Source organism: Limnohabitans sp. Hippo3 (assembly GCF_003063665.1).
In the GTDB taxonomy this organism is placed as follows: Bacteria; Pseudomonadota; Gammaproteobacteria; order Burkholderiales; family Burkholderiaceae_C; genus Limnohabitans_A.
Genome location: NZ_NESF01000001.1, coordinates 735406 through 753209, shown reverse-complemented (window position 1 = coordinate 753209; position 17804 = coordinate 735406). Strand labels below are relative to the sequence as shown.

20 protein-coding genes are annotated in these 17804 nt (G+C 60.7%); 9 read left to right on the top strand and 11 right to left on the bottom strand.

Annotation, left to right across the window (positions count from 1 at the left end):
* Nucleotides 1–2 precede the first annotated feature (2 nt).
* Nucleotides 3–1214: a D-amino acid dehydrogenase gene (locus B9Z34_RS03480; protein ID WP_108426677.1), complete on the bottom strand. Its 1212-nt coding sequence runs from the start codon at nt 1212–1214 to the stop codon at nt 3–5.
* Between the two features lie 170 nt (nt 1215–1384).
* On the opposite strand from B9Z34_RS03480, the gene B9Z34_RS03475 reads away from it, so the two are divergent.
* From B9Z34_RS03475 to B9Z34_RS03455, 5 genes are all read left to right on the top strand, one after another.
* Nucleotides 1385–2338, top strand: coding sequence for a TAXI family TRAP transporter solute-binding subunit (locus B9Z34_RS03475; RefSeq protein WP_108426676.1), 954 nt, complete (start codon nt 1385–1387; stop codon nt 2336–2338).
* Nucleotides 2339–2448: 110 nt separating this feature from the next.
* Complete coding sequence (locus B9Z34_RS03470) at nt 2449–4650, top strand: TRAP transporter permease (RefSeq protein WP_233249387.1); 2202 nt, start codon at nt 2449–2451, stop codon at nt 4648–4650.
* A 135-nt stretch (nt 4651–4785) separates the two neighbouring features.
* Nucleotides 4786–5373, top strand: a complete 588-nt coding sequence (locus B9Z34_RS03465; protein ID WP_108426675.1) for a restriction endonuclease — start codon at nt 4786–4788, stop codon at nt 5371–5373.
* 38 nt (nt 5374–5411) lie between these two features.
* Entirely contained in the window at nt 5412–5780 is a 369-nt protein-coding gene (locus B9Z34_RS03460; RefSeq protein WP_108426674.1) for a glutaredoxin domain-containing protein, read from the top strand.
* A gap of 5 nt (nt 5781–5785) precedes the next feature.
* Nucleotides 5786–6139, top strand: coding sequence for a hypothetical protein (locus tag B9Z34_RS03455; protein WP_108426673.1), 354 nt, complete (start codon nt 5786–5788; stop codon nt 6137–6139).
* A gap of 2 nt (nt 6140–6141) precedes the next feature.
* Here B9Z34_RS03455 and B9Z34_RS03450 read toward each other — a convergent pair whose 3' ends face one another.
* Together B9Z34_RS03450 and B9Z34_RS03445 are read right to left on the bottom strand one after the other, a co-directional pair.
* Complete coding sequence (locus B9Z34_RS03450) at nt 6142–7311, bottom strand: FAD-binding oxidoreductase (RefSeq protein WP_108426672.1); 1170 nt, start codon at nt 7309–7311, stop codon at nt 6142–6144.
* Nucleotides 7308–8231, bottom strand: a complete 924-nt coding sequence (locus B9Z34_RS03445) for an ornithine cyclodeaminase family protein (protein ID WP_108426671.1) — start codon at nt 8229–8231, stop codon at nt 7308–7310. The genes B9Z34_RS03450 and B9Z34_RS03445 overlap by 4 nt, the downstream gene beginning before the upstream one ends.
* A 144-nt stretch (nt 8232–8375) precedes the next feature.
* On the opposite strand from B9Z34_RS03445, the gene B9Z34_RS03440 reads away from it, so the two are divergent.
* A complete protein-coding gene (locus B9Z34_RS03440) occupies nt 8376–9209 on the top strand; it encodes a hypothetical protein (RefSeq protein ID WP_108426670.1) in 834 nt (277 codons plus the stop codon).
* A 32-nt stretch (nt 9210–9241) separates the two neighbouring features.
* Here the strand turns inward: B9Z34_RS03440 and B9Z34_RS03435 are convergent, their stop codons facing one another.
* The 5 genes from B9Z34_RS03435 to B9Z34_RS14550 form a co-directional block, all read right to left on the bottom strand.
* Complete coding sequence (locus B9Z34_RS03435; protein WP_108426669.1) at nt 9242–10303, bottom strand: cyclase family protein; 1062 nt, start codon at nt 10301–10303, stop codon at nt 9242–9244.
* Nucleotides 10304–10410: 107 nt separating this feature from the next.
* Nucleotides 10411–11301: a DMT family transporter gene (locus B9Z34_RS03430; protein WP_108426668.1), complete on the bottom strand. Its 891-nt coding sequence runs from the start codon at nt 11299–11301 to the stop codon at nt 10411–10413.
* Nucleotides 11302–11311: 10 nt separating this feature from the next.
* Nucleotides 11312–12079: an SDR family oxidoreductase gene (locus B9Z34_RS03425; protein ID WP_108426667.1), complete on the bottom strand. Its 768-nt coding sequence runs from the start codon at nt 12077–12079 to the stop codon at nt 11312–11314.
* Between the two features lie 153 nt (nt 12080–12232).
* A complete protein-coding gene (locus B9Z34_RS03420) occupies nt 12233–12865 on the bottom strand; it encodes a flavin reductase family protein (protein WP_108426883.1) in 633 nt (210 codons plus the stop codon).
* 58 nt (nt 12866–12923) lie between these two features.
* Nucleotides 12924–13064 (bottom strand): hypothetical protein, encoded by a 141-nt coding sequence (locus B9Z34_RS14550; protein WP_158268698.1) that lies wholly within the window; start codon nt 13062–13064, stop codon nt 12924–12926.
* Between the two features lie 118 nt (nt 13065–13182).
* On the opposite strand from B9Z34_RS14550, the gene B9Z34_RS03415 reads away from it, so the two are divergent.
* Together B9Z34_RS03415 and B9Z34_RS03410 are read left to right on the top strand one after the other, a co-directional pair.
* Complete coding sequence (locus tag B9Z34_RS03415) at nt 13183–14454, top strand: hypothetical protein (RefSeq protein WP_146179615.1); 1272 nt, start codon at nt 13183–13185, stop codon at nt 14452–14454.
* Nucleotides 14451–15632, top strand: a complete 1182-nt coding sequence (locus tag B9Z34_RS03410; RefSeq protein ID WP_108426665.1) for a HupE/UreJ family protein — start codon at nt 14451–14453, stop codon at nt 15630–15632. The genes B9Z34_RS03415 and B9Z34_RS03410 overlap by 4 nt, the downstream gene beginning before the upstream one ends.
* On the opposite strand, the gene B9Z34_RS03405 is transcribed toward B9Z34_RS03410, so the two are convergent.
* The 3 genes from B9Z34_RS03405 to B9Z34_RS03395 all read right to left on the bottom strand — a co-directional run bounded on the left by B9Z34_RS03405 (nt 15629) and on the right by B9Z34_RS03395 (nt 16748).
* Nucleotides 15629–16036 carry a type II toxin-antitoxin system VapC family toxin gene (locus B9Z34_RS03405; protein WP_108426664.1) on the bottom strand — a complete coding sequence of 136 codons (408 nt, stop codon included), beginning with the start codon at nt 16034–16036 and terminating at the stop codon, nt 15629–15631. The genes B9Z34_RS03410 and B9Z34_RS03405 overlap by 4 nt on opposite strands.
* Before the next feature lie 9 nt (nt 16037–16045).
* Nucleotides 16046–16276, bottom strand: coding sequence for a CopG family transcriptional regulator (locus tag B9Z34_RS03400; protein WP_108426663.1), 231 nt, complete (start codon nt 16274–16276; stop codon nt 16046–16048).
* A 121-nt stretch (nt 16277–16397) separates the two neighbouring features.
* Nucleotides 16398–16748, bottom strand: coding sequence for a 5-fold beta-flower protein (locus tag B9Z34_RS03395; protein WP_199220050.1), 351 nt, complete (start codon nt 16746–16748; stop codon nt 16398–16400).
* A gap of 288 nt (nt 16749–17036) precedes the next feature.
* On the opposite strand from B9Z34_RS03395, the gene B9Z34_RS03390 reads away from it, so the two are divergent.
* Nucleotides 17037–17642, top strand: a complete 606-nt coding sequence (locus B9Z34_RS03390; RefSeq protein WP_158268697.1) for an HD domain-containing protein — start codon at nt 17037–17039, stop codon at nt 17640–17642.
* The last annotated feature ends 162 nt before the right edge of the window (nt 17643–17804 follow it).

Here is a 17804-nt window from a genome sequence, read left to right as displayed (position 1 = left end):
GTTCAGCTGAGCGCGTCCGCCAGTTGAACCGCAGACCCAAACGCCAAAGTGAAGCCCAAGGCGCCTTGCCCGGCGTTGATGAAAAGATTGCGCGGCCCTGTGGTTTGGCGGCCAGTGATGGGCAAGCCTGTGGGTGTGGCCGGGCGCATGCCGGCCCAGGGCTGGATGTCGGTGTAGCGAGAGCAATCTGGAAATAGTGCTTGCGTGGCTTGCTGCAAAGTTTGAATCTGACGGGCCTGAACGCTTGCATCCTGTCCTACCAACTCCACCATGCCCGCTGCCCGCAGCCGCTGCCCTAAACGAGCAAAGACAATCTTGTGGGCGCTGTCGGTGATGCTGACCTTGGGTGCCAATCCTTGCCCATCGGTGGCAACCGTGATGCTGTAACCCTTGAGCGGATATACCGGTATGCGCACGCCTGCCGCTGCAGCCAGCACTGGTGCGTTATGGCCTGTGCACAGCACAAAAGCATCGGCCGAAATTTGATCGCTATTGGCCAGGCTGACTGCAGCGACTTTGTCGCCCGATTGAAGCCAGCCTTGGATGTCTTGACCCAAGCGCAAGGCCACACCCCGTGAGATCAGTATCTGCGTCAAGGCCTCGCACACTTTTTTGCAATCGGCCGCGCATTCGCTGTCTGTGTAAATCGCGCCCGAAAACGGTTCTTGTTGATGCGCCAAAGCAGGTTCGATGGTGCAGGCCTCAGACGCTGAGACCGCACGCTGCGTGGCGCCTCCCAATTGCTTTTGCAACACCATCTGCTGCCGTGCAGCGGCAAATGAGGCCTCTGTGCGAAACAACACCAGTTTGCCCGACATCGCAAAGTCACAGTCGATGTTTTCGCGTTCGCGCAGCGCATCAAACACCGCTCGGCTTTGCGCGGCCAAGGTCAATAATTGCGCTGTGGTTTTTTGCGACTGTTGTGCATTGCAAGCTTGCAAGAACTGCACAACCCACATCCATTGGTGCGTGTCCAATTGGGGGCGGATCTTGAGTGCAGAAGATGGCGACAGCAGCAGTTTGGGCAATTGCGCCCAGATGCCCGGGTCGGCCAAAGGCTGCACATAGGAATAACTGAGCTGTGCACCGTTGCCCCCGCTGGCGCCTGCGGCAGGTGCCGTACGGTCGACCACGGTGACCTGGTGACCCCGTTGCGTCAATTCATAAGCAGTGGTCAGGCCAATGATGCCGGCGCCCAATACGCACACATGCATGGGTTTCCTTTGTACAGTGAAATGCCACATTTATCCAGGCGCTAGACCCGTGTCATTAGGGGCATCGATATCAGAGTCTACCCTGAGCCTGACCCGATTCAGGGGCAAATCAGGCACAAGTTGTGCTACACAGTAGGTCTGGTTTTTTTAACCCTTCCACGAGGAATCACATGAAGCGTCGCAATCTGTTTTGGGTCTTGGGTTTGGCTGCTGCCATGACAGCACCCGTGCAAGCACAGCAATTTTTCCGCATCGGTACCGGGGGTACCGCAGGCACTTATTACCCCGTGGGCGGAATGATCGCCAACGCGGTGAGCCAGCCCGGCAAAATCGTGGCCACAGCTCAGGCCAGCAATGGTTCGGTGGCCAACGTCAATGCCGTCGCCGGTGGTGCCATGGAGTCCGGTTTTTCGCAGTCCGACGTGGCCACCTGGGCCTACACCGGCACTGGCGTCTACGAGGGCAAACCCAAGGTGGCCGACTTGCGCATGATCGCCAACTTGTACCCCGAGAGCATCCATCTGGTGGTCAAAAAAGGCTCTGGCATCAAGTCGGTGGCCGACCTCAAGGGCAAGCGTGTGGCGCTGGACGAGCCGGGTTCGGGCACCTTGGTCAATGCTCGCACGGTGCTGGCGGCTTATGGCGTGAAAGAAAGCGACATCAAACCTGAATACATCAAGCCCAACCAGGCCGGTGACAAACTGAAAGACGGCGCACTCGACGCCTTCTTCTTTGTGGGTGGGGCACCTGCTGGTGCGATTGCCGAGCTGGCCTCCAGCGGTGCCGGCATCGAGCTGGTGCCTTTGGCTGGTCCCCAGGCCGAAGCCTTGCGCAAGAGCAACCCTTACCTGGCAGTCGATACCATTCCTGCAGGAACCTACAAGGATGTGCCAGCTGTGCAGACGATGGCGATGGGTGCCCAGTGGGTGACCAGCGCCAAGGCCGACACCGAAACCGTCTACCAGATCACCAAGGCGCTTTACAGCAAAGCCGCCCAGGACGCGTTGGCGGCCGGACATGCCAAAGGCAAATTCATCACTAAGGAAAACGCCGTCAAGGGTGTGGGTATTCCTTTCCACCCCGGTGCCGAGAAGTTCTACAAGGAAGCCGGTGTCCTGAAGTGATTTGGTCAAAACGGCGCGTTACTGTGTGACGTGCTGTTGGGGGCAAGGGTGCAATGCACCCTGAAATGTGAAACAGGGCGCATGTGCGCCCTGTGTTTTGAAGGACAGGTATGACCGAAGCCCGCGAGCGCGACATGCGCGATCTGCAGGAACTCGAAGAAAAGTTCGACCCCGAAATGCGTTTTCGGCCCACGTTGCCCCCAGCGTCGGTGATCGTGAAATGGCTGCTCATCATCCTGTCGGGCTTTCATTACTACACAGCGGGCTTTGGCCTGTTGCGTGAGACCACCCACCGGGGTGTGCACTTGGCCTTTGTGCTGGGCCTGATTTTTCTGGTGTTTGCAGCGACCCGGTCGGACGCAGACACCACCGTGTCCAAAAGTCGTTTCAGCATCGGTGGTGTACCGCTGGTGGATTGGCTGTTGGGCCTGGCCTGTGCGGCCAGCGTCATGTACATCCCCTACGTCTTCGATGACCTGGCCTTTCGTGTGGGCAACCCGGACACGATGGATGTGGTGATGGGCTCCATCCTGTTCATCACCTTGCTCGAAGCCACCCGCCGCTCCATGGGCTGGCCTTTGCCCTTGATTGCGATCGGCTTCACGGTCTATGCGTTGGCTGGGCCTTATTTTCCGGGGTTGCTCAAGCACGCAGGTGCCAGCTGGAGCCAGATGATCAACCACCAGTACCTGACCAGCCAGGGTATTTATGGCGTGGCGGTGGGTGTGGTGGCCACTTATGTTTTTCACTTCGTGTTGTTTGGCGTGTTGGCCACGCGGATTGGTTTGGGGCAATTGTTTCTGGATATTGCTTCGACGGTTGCGGGACGCTATGCGGGCGGTCCAGCCAAGGTCAGTGTGTTTGGTTCGGCTATGTTCGGCACACTCAGTGGTTCCTCGGTGGCCAATGCGGTCACGGTGGGCTCGCTCACCATCCCGGCCATGATCCGGGTGGGCTACCGCCGTGAGTTCGCGGGCGCGGTTGAAGCCGCATCGTCGACAGGCGGGCAGATCACACCGCCCGTGCTGGGTGCTGCGGCGTTTTTGATGGTCGAGTTTTTGAACGTGTCTTATCAGACCATCATCGCCGCGGCCGTTGTGCCGGCCTTCATGCATTTTTTTGGGGTGTTCATGCAGGTGCATTTCGAGGCCAAACGCTATGGCTTGCGTGGCCTGACCGACGAAGAGATGCCTAAGTTACGCGAGTCCTTTCAGCAGCGTTGGCCTACCTTGATCCCATTGGTCTTGTTGATCGCCATTTTGGTGTCCGGCCGCACGCCCTATTTGGCCGCCTTCACCGGCATCACCTCTTGCATGATTGTGGGCCTGTGCACTTCGGTGCGGGGCAACCGGGGCGTCAATTGGGGTCTGCTGATTGCGCTGCATGTGCTGTTAGCCTTGATCGCTTTTTTCGACTGGGGCGGCGATGGTGAGACCATCAAGCTGGGTCTTCTGGCGTTGGGCGTGGCCCTGATCTGGGCGGGACAAAAGTGGATGGGCGTGATCGGCCGCATCGACAACGCAGTGCTGCTTGAAGCGTTCGAGACGGGTGCCAAATATGCGCTGGCCGTGGGCGCTGCGGCGGCCACCGTGGGCATTGTGATTGGCGTGGTCACGCTCACGGGCGTGGGTTTCAAGATCAGTTTCATCATCACCGGATGGGCGCAAATCATCGCCGCCTTTATGATGAATTGGTTGCCTGCCTTCATGGCCGACAGCAAGTCCCTGACGCTGCTGGCCGCGCTGTTCATGACAGGGATTGTCTGCATCTTGATGGGCTGCGGTATCCCGACCACGGCCAACTACATCATCATGGTCACGGTGGCCGCACCCACCTTGGTGCAACTGGGGGTGGAGCCTTTGGTGGCGCATTTCTTCGTGTTTTATTACGGGGTGCTGGCCGACATCACGCCGCCGGTGGCGCTGGCCGCTTATGCGGCGGCGGGCATGGCGGGCAGTGATCCATTCAAGACCGGCAATATGGCTTTCCGTCTGGGGTTGGCCAAGGCGCTGGTGCCTTTTGTGTTCGTGTTTTCGCCATCGCTGCTGCTGGTTGCCAAGGGCTTCACTTGGGCTGATTTTGCAGTCACCTTCATCGGTTGTGTGTTCGGTATTGTGGCGCTGGCTGCGGCGCTCAGCGGTTACCTGATGGCCGAGATGAAGCGCTGGGAGCGTGTGCTGTGCACGGTGGGTGCGCTGTGCCTGATTGCCCCTGGCCTGAAAATCAGTTTGTTGGGTCTTTTGTTGATGCTGCCAGTGCTGATTCACCAATGGACGACGAGCCGGTCTCTTAAGGGCCTAAACCCTGCATGACGTGAAACGCAAGGGGCTTTTCAGCGCTTTGTGGGATTTGGACGTTGGAGCCACTACACTGGCGGGCCTTGGTTTCAGGCCCGCCATTTTTTGTTGCGGTCTGACCTTTAGCCCGTTGACCTTCTTTGATTGCCCATGAAATTCAAAATGTCCGAAAAGTCGCTCTTTGCGACTTTGCTACGCGCCCCGTGGTGGGTGAGCTTTTTGGTGATGTTTGGCGTGGCCCTAGTGGCTGGGGCTTTGCTGCCTGAGGCCTACAAAACAGCGGGCATGTTGGGGGCGTTCCCGTTTTTTGTCATTGGCGTCATGGCCGCCTGGCGACAAAGAAATGCCATCTCGGCCAGCCGCATTCAGGAACTGGTGGAGCAGGCACGGGGCATGGGTTGGCGTGATTTTTCGGTGTTGATCGAAGAAGCGCTCAGGCAGCAGGGTTTTGTGGTCAGTCGCCTGAACGATGGCCCGGCCGATTTTCAGATCGAAAAAAATGGCCGCATTACCTTGGTCAGTGCCAAGCGCTGGAAAGCGGCCACCGTGGGCGCAGAGCATTTGCGGGAGTTGCTGGCTGTCCGTGAAAGCCGTGATGCCTTTTCGTGCACCTGCATGAGCTTGGGCGTCTTCAGCCAGGCTGCGATCGATCTGGCCAGCAGCAGCCCGATGCAATTGCTCGGCTCGGCCAACATCGCACAACTCATGCACGACGGGGCCAACGCCCTCAAGGTCTGACCACTCGGCGTCTCATTTTTAGGCTTCCAAGGATTTCCATGACCAGACCGCTTCTGGATGAATCAGCCATCCACCCGGCCATCCGCCAACGCATTGCCGAACACCACTTGCCCGTGATCCAGCAGGTGCAAACCGCCATCGCCCAGCACGCTGTGGTGGTGGTAGGCTTGTCGGGCAACCCGTTTGTGGGCAAAGCCCGCAAGGCGCTGGCCGCAGCGGGCGTGGCGCACGAGTACATCGAGTTCGGCAGCTATTTTTCGCAATGGCGTTTACGCAATGCGCTGAAGATGTGGACCGGCTGGCCCACGTTCCCGATGGTCTTTGTGCGCGGCACGCTGGTCGGTGGTGCCGATGACCTGCGCCGCCTGATCGACAGTGGCGAACTCAGCACCTTGCTCAAAGCCTGAGCGACATGGCCGCACAGGCAAAACCCGAGTTGTGGCGCACCGAGACGGCCGATGCGGTGGCCGTGCTGAACATTCCCGGCGCATTGAAGCGGCCACGCACATTTGACATTGATGTCAGCTTGCTGGTGCGTGTGCCCGAAGACCCTGCCGAGGCATGGCACGCGTTGACGCTGGAGATCGACGGCAAGCAGCAATGGCACCGCCGCATTGCCAGCAATTGCCCGGGCCAGACCGATGGGCTCGATTACCACTGCCGCTTGGTGCTCGAAGCCGGTCCATCCCTTCGCGTGCGCGCTGTGGCGGGCACTCGGGGCTCGGTGGTGCAGCGCTTGCAGATCGAAGCGCGCGAAGACCTTTAGCCTTAGCCGATCACCGCCAACTCGCGCAGCGGTCGGTTTTGCACCAGGCGCTCAAAACCTAACTCTTGTAAGTCGATGGTTTGGGCCTGGCCCTGCAGCATCCACTCGGCCAGCGCCAAACCAGCGCCTGCCGCATGTTGCATGCCGTGGCCTGAAAAACCGTTGATGAAATACAGGTTGCGCAGATCGGGGTGCGGGCCGATCACGGCGTTGTGATCGAAGGTGTTCATCTCGTAATAGCCTGCCCAGGCCCGCTCCACCCGCAAAGCCGCCAGCGCCGGGATGCGGTGCGCGAGCGAGGCCCATTGTTCGTCGTTCCATTCTGCCCAGTCAGGCTCCAGCGGCAGGTCGGGTGCGGTGTGCAAAGGCTCTGCGCCGCTGATCAAAAAACGGCCCTCGGGTCGCAGCCACCAGCCGCTCGGGTCGATCAGCAAGGGGCATTGCGGCAGTGGCTCGGGGCAAGACAGCACAAACACCGTGCGCCGCGCCGCCTCGATGGGCAGTTGCACCCCGGCCATGGCTGCCACTTCGCCGCCCCAAGGCCCTGCTGCATTCACCAGCTGCCCGCAGGGCAAGGTGCTGCCACTGGCCAAACGCACGCCCGTGATTTGCGTCGCTGTGTGGTCCAGGTCCACCACCCGGTCGTGCAGTCGCTGCACGCCTTGCGCCATGGCTTTTTTCAAAAAGGCTTGGTGCAGGGCAGGGCCGTCAAACCAACCTTCTCCGCTCAGGCCCAGACTGCCCAGCGCCACATCGTCCACGTTCAGCCAGGGGTAGCGCTGGCGCAGGGCCTCGGGGCCCAACAGGGCGACATCGGCCCCGGCCTGTTTTTGGATCTGGTGTGCGGTGCGCAGGGCTGCTGTTTGCTCAGGCTGGGCCAGGTACAAATAGCCGGGTTCCTGCAAACCCAGTGCGACCGGGTGGTCGGGCAGGCCCAGGTGCTGCTCGGCCTCGCGCAAAAAAGCGATGCCGAATTGGCTCAGCCGGATATTGACCGGGCAGGTGAACTGCTGGCGGATCGAGCTGGCCGACAGTGAAGAGGAGGCTTTTTCGTAGCGCGTGTCCGATTCGATCAGCGTCACTTTCAAGCCAGGCTGCAGGCGGATCAGCCAATAGGCCGTGGCCGCACCCATCACGCCGCTGCCCACAATCACCACATCGGTGCGGCTCATGGGCGATTGCCTTCGGCCAATGCCGCGCGGTAAACCAAACGGGCCGCCACCGTGTCTTCCACCGCCTGGCCCAGCGATTTGAAAACGATGGTGGTGCCCGCAGGCGGTGGCGCCACACGCCCGCACAACACTTCGCCAATTTCGGCCGCGACCCGCGCGCCTGAAAGCAGCACATCGCCCGATTCTTTTTCAGCCGCTTCGCGCTGATCGGCCACCACCCAATTGTTCATGGCCGCATCGTCCAGCTCGCGCCAGGTGGGGCGGGGCGCGCCCACAGCCGCCACAAAGGCACCGGGCTTGAGCCAGGTGCCCTGCAGCACGGGTTCGCTGGCATTGGTCACGGTGCACACGATGTCGGCCCCGCGCACCGCCTCTTCAGCGCTGGCGCAAGCCATGCCGCCAATGTCGTGTGCGCACTGCTGCGCGTTGCCTGCGTTGGGGCTCCAAACCCGAATCTCGGACACCTCGCGCACGGCCCGCAGCATTTGCGCGTGGCTGCGGGCCAGCACGCCGCTGCCCAGCATGGCCACCACCTGCGGTGTGTGTGGCACCAGCGCATCGGCCGCCACGGCAGAGGCAGCTGCCGTGCGCATGGCGGTGATGGTGTTGCCCTCCATCACGGCCAGCGTCTGGCCCGTGGCCGGGTCCATCAAGACAATGGTGCTCAGCAGCGTGGGCAAGCCCTTTTGCGCATTGCCCGGCACCAGCGTGATGAGCTTGGTGCTCAAGGCATCGCCCAGTTGCGCAGGTTTTAAAAACAGCAGGCCATCATTGGAGGCCTCGCCAATCGGCATGACCATGCGCAGCGGCTGCACCACCTGGCCCAGCGTCAAGGCCACCAAGGCCTCGCGCACGCCTTGCAGCAGGTCGGGCACGTTCAGCAGTTGCTGCACGCGGGCTTCGTCAAAATAATGGACCATGGTCTGTCTCTAGATGGGCTGAAGGGCAGGGGCTATTCCATCATGCTCTGTCCATTTGGGCAGTCACATTCAGGATTCGTCGTGTCGCCAGCCCAGTCACAATGGAGCACATTTCCTGAATATCCACATTGGAAGGGGTTGGTCATGGTGGGCAAACTTTGGGTGTTGGCCTTGGCGTTTTATGGGGTTATGGGCATCGCCAGAGCCACTGATGCACCGAGTGCGCCCGCCCGCATCATCGAAGAGATCGTCACCGTCAAGACCCCGCAGGGGTTCACCCAGCAAGGCGTGTTGTCCAAGCTGGATTCGGCTGTGGCCCCTCAAAAACTGCTGGTGGTGGTGTCGGGGCACCCCGGGGTCACCCGGCCACGTCTGAACGAGGCGGGGCAGATCACCACCCGGCAAAACGGCAATTTTTTGGTGCGTGCCCGTCAGCACCTGCTGTCTCCCCAGGTCGTCACCTTGTTGCTCGACTGTCGGTCCGATTTTGAAACCCAGTGCCCCGACAACTACCAGGCCACAGCCGAGCGGGCGCAAGACATTGCGCTCTTGGTTCAAGAGGTGCAAAGAAAAATCCCCAGCTTGGTGCACATCTGGGCCGTGTCCACCAGCAGAGGGGTGATCACCACCGCTGGCTTGCTCAAGCATGGGCAAAACCTCTATGCCGGTATCGTCCACACCGCGGGCACCTACAGCAAGGCCAGAGATCAGGGGCTAGAGTTTGGGCCGTTCAAAACCCCGCAATTCATCTTTCACCACCGTCAGGACCCTTGCCCAATGACGTACCACCGGGATGCCGTGGCCATCGCTGAAAAATGGGGCGTGGGCTTGGCGTCGGTGTCGGGCGGATCGGGTTTCCGTGGCGAGGCCTGCCAGGCGTTTACCCAGCATGGCTTTGCGGGGCGCGAAGAGCAGGTGGCTGGGGCCATCCGTCGCTTGGTGGAATCGGGCACGCTGGCGCAAACCCAAATCGATTGAGGCCAAGGGCTACAGGCCATCCACAGCGGGTGTCACACGGTGGCGATGGGCGTGACGGGTGAGCCAATGGCCCCCGGCAGGCGCAGCGGTGGGGCCGTGAGCAAAAAGCGCGAACGGCCAGCCGCCCGCAGCCAGTGGGCCAGGGGGGTGAGGTGCCAGATCTCGCCCAGATGCACGCCCAGCTTGAACAGGCAATGCTCGTGCAAGGGCAAAGCCGCGCAGCTGCCGGGCCGGGGTGTGGCGGGCAAGCCTTCGACCGCGTAGTTGTCGGCGATCAGCGCCACCAGGCCCGAATCGGTGATCCACTGCAGCAGCCGCTCGTCGCGTCCTTCCAGCACCGCGCAAGAGTTTTCCACCGCATGCGGATCGGGCTGTTTGTTCATCTCCAGCAGCATCTGCGCAAAGCCCGTGTGCAGACACACCATGTCGCCGGGCTCCACCACCACCCGGTCCTGGTGCAGGATGTCCAGCAGCATGTCGTAGCCCACCCGCACCCGCTCGCGGCCCAGATGGGCATGCAGGTCGATCATGACCGCACGGCCCTGCACACAGCGCTCGGACATTTTCTCGATGCCCAAGGCCTTGGCCGTTGATGTCGATTCACGGGCGATCTCGGGAAAACCAAAAATACCCGCCCCCGATCCACTGCTGGGCCCCACGACATCGCTGCCCGCGCGAAAGCCGTTGTAATAAACCGGCTCGGGCACACCGTCGCCGTTGGCATCGAACATCGAGCCCACATGCGCCAGGCTGTCCCACTGGGTGCTGTACTGCAAGTGCATGATGACCAGGTCGTCGCACACCACATCGGTGCAGGCCGGATCGTCACACCAGAGCTGGTAGTTCATATTGGGCTTGTCGCCGCGCAAGGTGGGGCGCAGCACGGGTGGCTGACGCCGCGGGTTGAGCACGTTGCCACCCGGAAAATCCAGCGGCAAGCTCAGGTTGAAGGTCCGTCCCGTGCGCACTTCTTGCATGCCTTGCAGGACTTTTTCAGTCGTCAACAGGTTCATGCGACCGTACTGGTCGTCAGGCCCGAAGTCGCCCCAGTTCGAGCCCGGTGGGCGGTTTTTCCAGCGAGGAGAAGAAGACATGCAGGACTCCTTTGAAGGCAACCCAAATGCATCAGGCATGCTCACATCTTGTGTGCGGGTCGGCGGTCTGGGTGTCACCGATCTGACTCAAACAAGCGTTCAGTGCATCAGTCGTGGTGGGTGCCCTGAAACTCGCGCCACAGCAAATACAGGCCGCTGGCCACCACCACCAAAGCGCCCAGCACCACAGGCAGGTCGGGCACCTGGCCAAACACCAGCCAACCCAGCACCGTCATGTAAACGATCTGCTGGTACAAAAATGGTCCCAACACCGCCGCTGAGGCGTAGCGGTGCGCCACAGCCACAAAGTGGTGGCCAATGCCGCCGCACAAACCGGCCAGTGCCATCACGCACCATTCCAGCAGCGTGGCCGGTTGGTGCCATTGCCACAGCGCCACGGGCGTCAGGGCCAAAGTGGCCACCACCGCCGAGGTCATTTGTGTGGTGGCCGGGTTTTCGCTGTTGGCCAGATGCCGCGTCATCATGTTGAAGAGCGCATACAAAATGGCATTGAGCGCCGACAGCAAGATGGCTGGGTGAAAGCCTTGGCTGCCGGGGCGGATGATGACCAGCACCCCCGCAAAGCCCACCGCAATGGCCAGCCAACGCTTGGCGTCCAGCCGCTCGCCCAACCACCAGGCCGACAGCAGCGCAATCAAAATCGGCACGGAAAACTGCATCGCCCCAGTCTCGGCCAGCTGCAAATACTGCAAGGCCCAGAAGTTCAGGCCGGTCATGGCCGCCAGCATCAAGCCGCGCAGCAACTGCAAACGCGGGTGCCGCCAGCGCAGCAGATCGCCTTTGAGCGATGGCGCGAACACCGCGATGGAAAACAGTGCGTGTGTCAAAAAGCGCATCCACACCACCTGCATCACGGGCAGGGTGAGCACCAGCCACTTGGCCGATGCGTCAAGCACCGCAAACATCAAGGTGGTGACCGTCACCAGCGCAATGCCGATGCGGCGGTGCCGGGCGCTGTCGCTGAAAAGCTGACTCATCGGGCGAGGCTCAGCGCTTGGGTGGTGTCTCCAGCCCGCCTGTGTAAAAGCGGTTGAAGGTGGGGGAGATGATCAACTCGTTGATGCAGGTGCGGGCGGGCATCTGCGCCACAAACAGGATGGCCTGTCCCATGTCCTCGCCCTGTACCATGCGCTCGCGTTGCTCGGCAGACGGCGGCACAGGCCGCTTGTTCAGGATGGGTGTGGCCACCTCGCCGGGCAAGAGCGAGGTAGCGCGGATGCCGTTTGTGCACTCTTCCATGTTGATGGACTCGGTCAAGGCCAGCACGGCGCGTTTGGTGGCGTTGTAGGCCGGGCCAGTCAGCTTGGATGCGTACAGCCCCGCCCATGAGGACACGTTGATGATCAAACCGCTTTGCTGCTGGCGCATGGCGGGCAGAACCGCGTGCACGCAATAAAACAGGCCCGACAGGTTGATGGCCACCACATCGTCCCAAGCCTCGGGCGTGACCACGTCGAAGTTGCGTTGTGTGGCATTGGTGCCCGCGCTGGTCACCAGAATGTCGATGCGCCCATGTTGGTCCAGAATCTGTTGCACGGCCGCCTTGACGGCGTGCTTGTCGGCCACGTCCAGCAGCAGGGCCTCGGCGCTGCCCACAGCCTTCAGAGCCGCCAAAGCGCTGGCATTGGTGGCGGCGTTGCGGCCCGAAATCACCACATGGGCCCCGGCCTTGACCAGCTCTATCGCGCCTGCCAGCCCGATGCCGCTGCCCCCGCCTGTGATCCATGCAACTTGTCCTGTGAGTGGTGCGGTCATGTCTTTGTCCTGAACTTGGGGTGAAAGGCCCACAGCCGCCTGCTGGCAAAACGGAAGCCCTTTGCCCAGATTAACGCAGCCACTGGCGCTCGGCCTGCCCCTCAGGTGACACCCGCAGGCGCTGCCCCTTCGCTGGGGCAGGGCCGTAAGGCCTCACTTGGGCAGGTCGCGGGCACCGCTTTCGGGGCGGTACATCTTGAACAGCTGTTCCGGCCCGATGGTGAAGTAATCCGCTGCGCCGCCGCCGCGCAAAATGTGCCCGGCATGGGCCGTGTCATACACCCCGCCCTTGAGCAAGCGCTCGTCGATGTGGATGCCCACCACCTGGCCAAACACCATCCAGGTGTCGATCTTCTGGCCCTGCAGGTCTTGCAGTTGCAGGATTTGTGTGCAGCGGCACTCAAAGCTCACCGGGCTTTGCGCCACACGTGGCACACCCACCACCCGTGATGCCTCGGGCGTCAGGCCCGCCAGATCAAACTCGCTCACCTCGGGTGGCACCGCCTCACAGGTCTGGTTCATCACCTCGGCCAGATCGCGGGTGACCAGGTTCCAGACAAACTCACCCGTGGCCTCGATGTTGTTGAGCGAATCCTTGCGCCCAATGCTCGAAAAACCGATGACGGGCGGCACGTAGTTGAAAGCGCTGAAAAAGCTGTACGGGGCCAGGTTCAGCACGCCGCTCGCGCTGCGGCTGGACACCCAGCCAATGGGGCGGGGGCCCACGATGGCGTTGAACGGGTCGTGCTTGAGGCCGTGGCCCAGGCGGGGTTCGTAGAAATGCATGGTGATCAACTCGTAAAAAAACCCCTCGAAAGGGGTTCAGGCCTGAAAGCAAGAAAGTTTACTTCTTGACGCAAGCAGGGTTCTTTTCGTTTTCTTTCTTGGAGCAGTCGACTTTTTTGTCGTCCATTTTGCCGCCGCCGTGCGCACCTGCGAAGGCGGGCATGGACACCAACATGAAAGCGGAAACGAGAGCGGTCATCACGAATTTCATAAAAACACCTTGGAGGAGAGAGGTTGATAAAAAGGACAAGAATGGTGAATCGGTGTGAGCCAATGCACAGACCCATACTATCAAGCATCAAAGGCACATGAAAACCATGGACAAAACCCATCGCCACCGCTGTGATGCTTTCCCACCGATTTCAGGCGCAGTTGTGACCGCGCTTTTGGGGTGCTTCTTGGCCGTGTCACCTGTTGCCGCACAAGAGCGTTTCAAGCCCGCTGCATCTGCGGTGGTTTTGTCCGCGTCGGTGCATGCCGCCAAGGGTCGTCCAGATTCTTTGCGGGCTTTGGACCAAGCCTGGCGGGCCCAGCCTCAAAACTTGCCCACCGCACTGGCCTATGCCAGAGCGGTTTTCACGCTGGGCCTGACCGAAGGTGACTTGCGCTGGTATGGCTCGGCCAAGGCGGCTTTGAAGCCCTGGTGGACAGTGGCTGACCTGCCTGCAGAGGCTTATTTTTTGCGGGGCTTGGTCAAGCAAGGCTTTCACGATTTTCAGGATGGCTTGCAAGACATCAACCGCGCCATCGCCCTGGAGCCTGCACGCGCCGAATTTTGGTCCTGGCGCTTTGCCTTGCACCTGCTCTTGGCCGACATGTCGGCGGCCCAGAAAGACATTGAGGAAATGAGCCGCTTGCTCGGTGCAGAGGAAGCCCAGGTCTACCGTGCGGTGTTGCTCTACCGCACAGGCCAGCCATTGCCAGCGGTGGACATGTTGAGCCGGGCCCTTCGCTCCGCCAGCTACCAAGATGCCGCCTCGCAAGACTGGTTGGGCTTCCATTTGGGCGAGGCGCAGCGCGTGGCCGGACAGCCTGCGAAAGCTTTGGCCGTTTGGGGGCAGCGTCTCAAAGCCAGTCCGCAGTCGCACCTGATCCGCTTGTCTTTGGCCGACTTGCTCAACCAGCAAGGCCAGTACCGCGAAGCCAAAACCATCGCCATGGCCGCCACCAGCAGCAATGCCCCAAACAGCCCTGCGACCCTGACCGATGCGCTCTTGATGCAGGCGGTGTTGGCCAGTCGTGGATTGAAAGACCCGGACGAAGGCCGCTTGGCCAGCCAGTTGGAAGCGCGGCTTCAGTCGCAAGCCTTGCGGCAAGAGGCCTTGATCGAGCGACCCAAACTCATTTACCAAATTGCCTACGGGCGCGATCTGAAGGCGGGGCTGGCTTTGTCCATCGACAACTGGCAGTTGCAAAAAGAACCGCCCGATGCGCTCTTGTTTGTGCAGGCTGCGTTGGCTTTGGGCCAAGCCCGGGCTGCCGAGCCCGTGGTCAAGTGGGCAGAAAAAACCGGTTATACCGATCCGCAATTGACGCCGATGCTGGCGCAGCTCCAGTCTCACCCGAGCTGGACCGGGGGGCGTCCATGATGACTTCTCCAAGCAAAGGCTTGGCGCGGCGCTGGTGGGTGGCTGCTGCTTTGGCTGTGTTCAGCCTGCTCAGCACCCCTGTGGCCCAGGCACACTCCAGCAGCAACAGCTACCTCACGCTTAGGACGTCTGGCACCGCGTTGACACTCAGGGCCGATGTCCACATGCGGGACCTTGACCTGATTTTTGACCTCGACGCCAACCGCGATGGCCAAGTCACTTGGGGCGAGACGCAGGCGCGAAGCCCCGAGTTGAACGACTGGCTGGCGCAGGGCATTGCCCTGGCTGCGGCTGGACAACAGTGCGCCTTGGGCCGTGCAGACCTGCAAGCCAGCGAGCACGCCGATGGCACCTACCTGAGCGCCCTGTGGGTCATGAGTTGCCCGGGGCTGTCCTCTGCGGCAGACGCGGCCGATGCCCGTTTGGCGCTGCGTTATGACTTGATCTTTGCGCAAGACAGTCTGCACCGCGGCTTGCTCAAGGTGGATCTGGGGGACCACCAAAGCAGTGCTTTGCTCAGCCCTGAAAGGCCAGAGGCCCGCATCGGCCGCGCAGACAACAGCCCGCTCAAAGTGTTTGGGCGCTACATCCTCGAGGGCGTGTGGCACATCTGGATCGGCATCGACCACATCGTCTTCCTGCTCAGCCTCTTGGTGCTGGCCCCCTTGCAGCCTTCTCGGCAAAAGGTGGTGGATTGGCAAGCGGCCAAGCAGGCTCGGCCCGTGGTGCTGGACGTGCTGGCGGTCGTCACGGCCTTCACGGTGGCGCACTCCATCACGTTGGGCTTGACCATCACGGGCTGGCTCACGCCGCCCGCCGATCTGGTGGAGCCAGCCATTGCCATTTCGGTGGTGCTGGCCGCGCTGAACAATTTGCTGGGTTTCAGCGCCCTCAAGCGCTGGCGCTTGGCCTTTGTGTTTGGTCTGGTACACGGCTTTGGCTTTGCCAGCGTCTTGCTCGATCTGGGCCTGCCCGCCAGTGCGCTGCTGGCCGCGTTGGGCGGCTTCAACATCGGCGTGGAGCTGGGGCAACTGGCCATCGTGGGCGCGTTTTTGCCTGTGGCTTGGTGGCTGCGCCACACACGCCTCTACCGCTGGGTGGTGGTGGTGGGTGGCTCTGCGGCCGTTGTGGTGCTGGGGGTGTTCTGGACGCTGGAGCGTGTGGGATGGTTGGGCTAAGTCGGGTCGTGCCAGTTGATGCACTGCAGGCCCGGTACCCGAGAAAACTCGCGCACATTGCGCGTGATGAGCGCCGCTTGATGGCGCATGGCAGTGGCCGCTATCAAGGTATCGTGTGGACCGATGAGTGTGCCTGCCGCTTCCAAAGCGATGCGAATTTTGGCAGCCTGCAAGGCACATTCATCATCAAAGGGCAGCATTTGCAAAGGGCGAAAAAATTGTGCCAACGCGGCCAGGCGAGGTTCGGCTGCTTCTTTGGGTAAGCGCATCAGTCCGTAGCGCAACTCGTAGGCCACAATGGCCGGAACGCCGAGCGTGCCCGGTCTTACTGCTTGCATGCGAGGCACCACCTGCGGGTCACCTCTGAAGTAATAGCTGATGGTGTTGCTGTCGAGGATCAACATGGCCGAGCATCAAAAAATCAGGCGCGGGACATCGGCGGGTTGGATTTGGGGAACATCTTCCTGCAAGGGGAAGTCTGCAAAACGGCCCGCCAGCGCCAGGCAGTCCTGCGGCCAATCGTGCGCCGCATAAGTGCGGATGATGTCCGCCACCCATCGGCTCTTGGAAACCCCATTGGCTTTGGCTGCTTCATCAACCAAGGCTTGGGTGGCATCGTCCAAGTACAGCGTGATTTGTGACATGGTTCAACTCCATTGCGACAAAGTATAAGTGAAAGTATAAGTGTTTTGGGGTCGGGGTGCCAAATTCAGACGGGCAGCCAACGCTAAACCTGTCCGTCCTGCATAGCCGGGAGCCTCCACCTCACATGAAGAAATAGAAGAAGACGATCATTTGCATGCGCCGCAGGCCATCGGCGCGGCCGATCTGGCGGCCTGAGCCGTCGTACAGGCGCTCGCCGTCAATGCGGCCCATCTGCGAGCCCGAAGCGCTGTACAGCCGGTCACCATCGATGCGGCCGATCTGGCGGCCCGATGCGTTGTAGGCACGGTCCCCGTCGATGCGCCCCAGTTGCCGCCCTGAGCCGTCGTAAACGCGCTCACCATCGACCCGCCCGATCTGCTGGCCCGAGGCGCTGTAAAACCGCTCGGCATCCACCCGCCCCAAAGCACGCCCGCTGCTGTCGTACATGCGCTGGGCCAAAGCGGCAGGCATCAGCAGACTCAGAACAATCAAGGTAACGATCGGAAGAGGTTGGGTATTAGCTGGCATAGGTGGTTTGGATGGTCAGGGATGGAAATCAGGTAATATAAAAGTGCTAATTTTTTATAGAGGACTATGCCCATTGAACAAGATGTCGTGCAGGCCAGTGGCATAATAAATACGTGGTACGCGAACTCTCGCAAGCACTCACCACGCAACCCTCAACACATACATATCCCGACCGGCCGCGAGCGCCAGGGTCGCGGTCGGTTGTTTTTGTTTCCTGGCAAAAGGACAACCATGTTGAAATCAGAAACCCCTTTGCTCTCTCCACGCTTTGCGCTGGCTTTACAGTTTGCCAACCAAATCCACGCGACCCAGGCACGTGGCGGAAGAGGCGCTCCATACATCAGTCACTTGATGGCCGTCAGTGCGCTTGTTCTGGAATATGGCGGTAACGAAGATCAAGCCATTGCGGGGCTGTTGCACGACGCGGCTGAGGATTGTGGCGGGCGGCCAATGCTCGATACGGTCCGTGTCATGTTTGGTGATGAAGTTGCCGACATTGTCGAATGCTGTACCGACACGTTTGAAACGCCCAAGCCGCAATGGCAGCCGCGCAAACAAGCCTACATCGACCGCATGCGCGAAGAGCCACACAACGCAAGACTCGTCGTGACGGCAGACAAGTTGCACAACCTCAGCAACACCTTGCGCGATATCCGCGCCAAGGGCGCTACGGCCTGGAAAAACGAGATGGCTGGTAGTGCCAACAAAGCCGCAGACAAGCAAATTTGGTATTACAAAGGGTGCCTGCAGTCCCTGTCAGATGGTTGGTCTAGCCCACTGTTGGGTGAGTTCAGTCAGGCGGTGACCGAACTTGAGTCTTTGATGACCAAGGCTTGACTGCAAGTCCTACCCCACTGGGCCCGCTACACACTGGTTTTTCACCATGGCCGCGTGAAGTTGGGTTGGCGTTTTGCAATAGTGAACGTCGCGTCGGCATTGGTCGCAAAACCGCACCGTCGATGTCGATGTCTTTGTCAACGAATCCCAAGTTTTCGGACA

What these genes read in the sequence shown, in the direction of transcription:
- B9Z34_RS03420 (WP_108426883.1), bottom strand. Translation starts at nt 12,865, where the DNA reads ATGCATTTCTACGAACCCCGCCTGGGCCACGGCCTCAAGCACGACCCG.
- B9Z34_RS03440 (WP_108426670.1), top strand. Translation starts at nt 8,376, where the DNA reads ATGGTGGGCAAACTTTGGGTGTTGGCCTTGGCGTTTTATGGGGTTATG.
- B9Z34_RS03405 (WP_108426664.1), bottom strand. Translation starts at nt 16,036, where the DNA reads ATGTTGATCCTCGACAGCAACACCATCAGCTATTACTTCAGAGGTGAC.
- B9Z34_RS03430 (WP_108426668.1), bottom strand. Translation starts at nt 11,301, where the DNA reads ATGAGTCAGCTTTTCAGCGACAGCGCCCGGCACCGCCGCATCGGCATT.
- B9Z34_RS03425 (WP_108426667.1), bottom strand. Translation starts at nt 12,079, where the DNA reads ATGACCGCACCACTCACAGGACAAGTTGCATGGATCACAGGCGGGGGC.
- B9Z34_RS03450 (WP_108426672.1), bottom strand. Translation starts at nt 7,311, where the DNA reads ATGAGCCGCACCGATGTGGTGATTGTGGGCAGCGGCGTGATGGGTGCG.
- B9Z34_RS03400 (WP_108426663.1), bottom strand. Translation starts at nt 16,276, where the DNA reads ATGTCACAAATCACGCTGTACTTGGACGATGCCACCCAAGCCTTGGTT.
- B9Z34_RS03410 (WP_108426665.1), top strand. Translation starts at nt 14,451, where the DNA reads ATGATGACTTCTCCAAGCAAAGGCTTGGCGCGGCGCTGGTGGGTGGCT.
- B9Z34_RS14550 (WP_158268698.1), bottom strand. Translation starts at nt 13,064, where the DNA reads ATGACCGCTCTCGTTTCCGCTTTCATGTTGGTGTCCATGCCCGCCTTC.
- B9Z34_RS03415 (WP_146179615.1), top strand. Translation starts at nt 13,183, where the DNA reads ATGGACAAAACCCATCGCCACCGCTGTGATGCTTTCCCACCGATTTCA.
- B9Z34_RS03390 (WP_158268697.1), top strand. Translation starts at nt 17,037, where the DNA reads ATGTTGAAATCAGAAACCCCTTTGCTCTCTCCACGCTTTGCGCTGGCT.
- B9Z34_RS03435 (WP_108426669.1), bottom strand. Translation starts at nt 10,303, where the DNA reads ATGTCTTCTTCTCCTCGCTGGAAAAACCGCCCACCGGGCTCGAACTGG.
- B9Z34_RS03475 (WP_108426676.1), top strand. Translation starts at nt 1,385, where the DNA reads ATGAAGCGTCGCAATCTGTTTTGGGTCTTGGGTTTGGCTGCTGCCATG.
- B9Z34_RS03455 (WP_108426673.1), top strand. Translation starts at nt 5,786, where the DNA reads ATGGCCGCACAGGCAAAACCCGAGTTGTGGCGCACCGAGACGGCCGAT.
- B9Z34_RS03480 (WP_108426677.1), bottom strand. Translation starts at nt 1,214, where the DNA reads ATGCATGTGTGCGTATTGGGCGCCGGCATCATTGGCCTGACCACTGCT.
- B9Z34_RS03460 (WP_108426674.1), top strand. Translation starts at nt 5,412, where the DNA reads ATGACCAGACCGCTTCTGGATGAATCAGCCATCCACCCGGCCATCCGC.
- B9Z34_RS03470 (WP_233249387.1), top strand. Translation starts at nt 2,449, where the DNA reads ATGACCGAAGCCCGCGAGCGCGACATGCGCGATCTGCAGGAACTCGAA.
- B9Z34_RS03445 (WP_108426671.1), bottom strand. Translation starts at nt 8,231, where the DNA reads ATGGTCCATTATTTTGACGAAGCCCGCGTGCAGCAACTGCTGAACGTG.
- B9Z34_RS03465 (WP_108426675.1), top strand. Translation starts at nt 4,786, where the DNA reads ATGAAATTCAAAATGTCCGAAAAGTCGCTCTTTGCGACTTTGCTACGC.
- B9Z34_RS03395 (WP_199220050.1), bottom strand. Translation starts at nt 16,748, where the DNA reads ATGCCTGCCGCTTTGGCCCAGCGCATGTACGACAGCAGCGGGCGTGCT.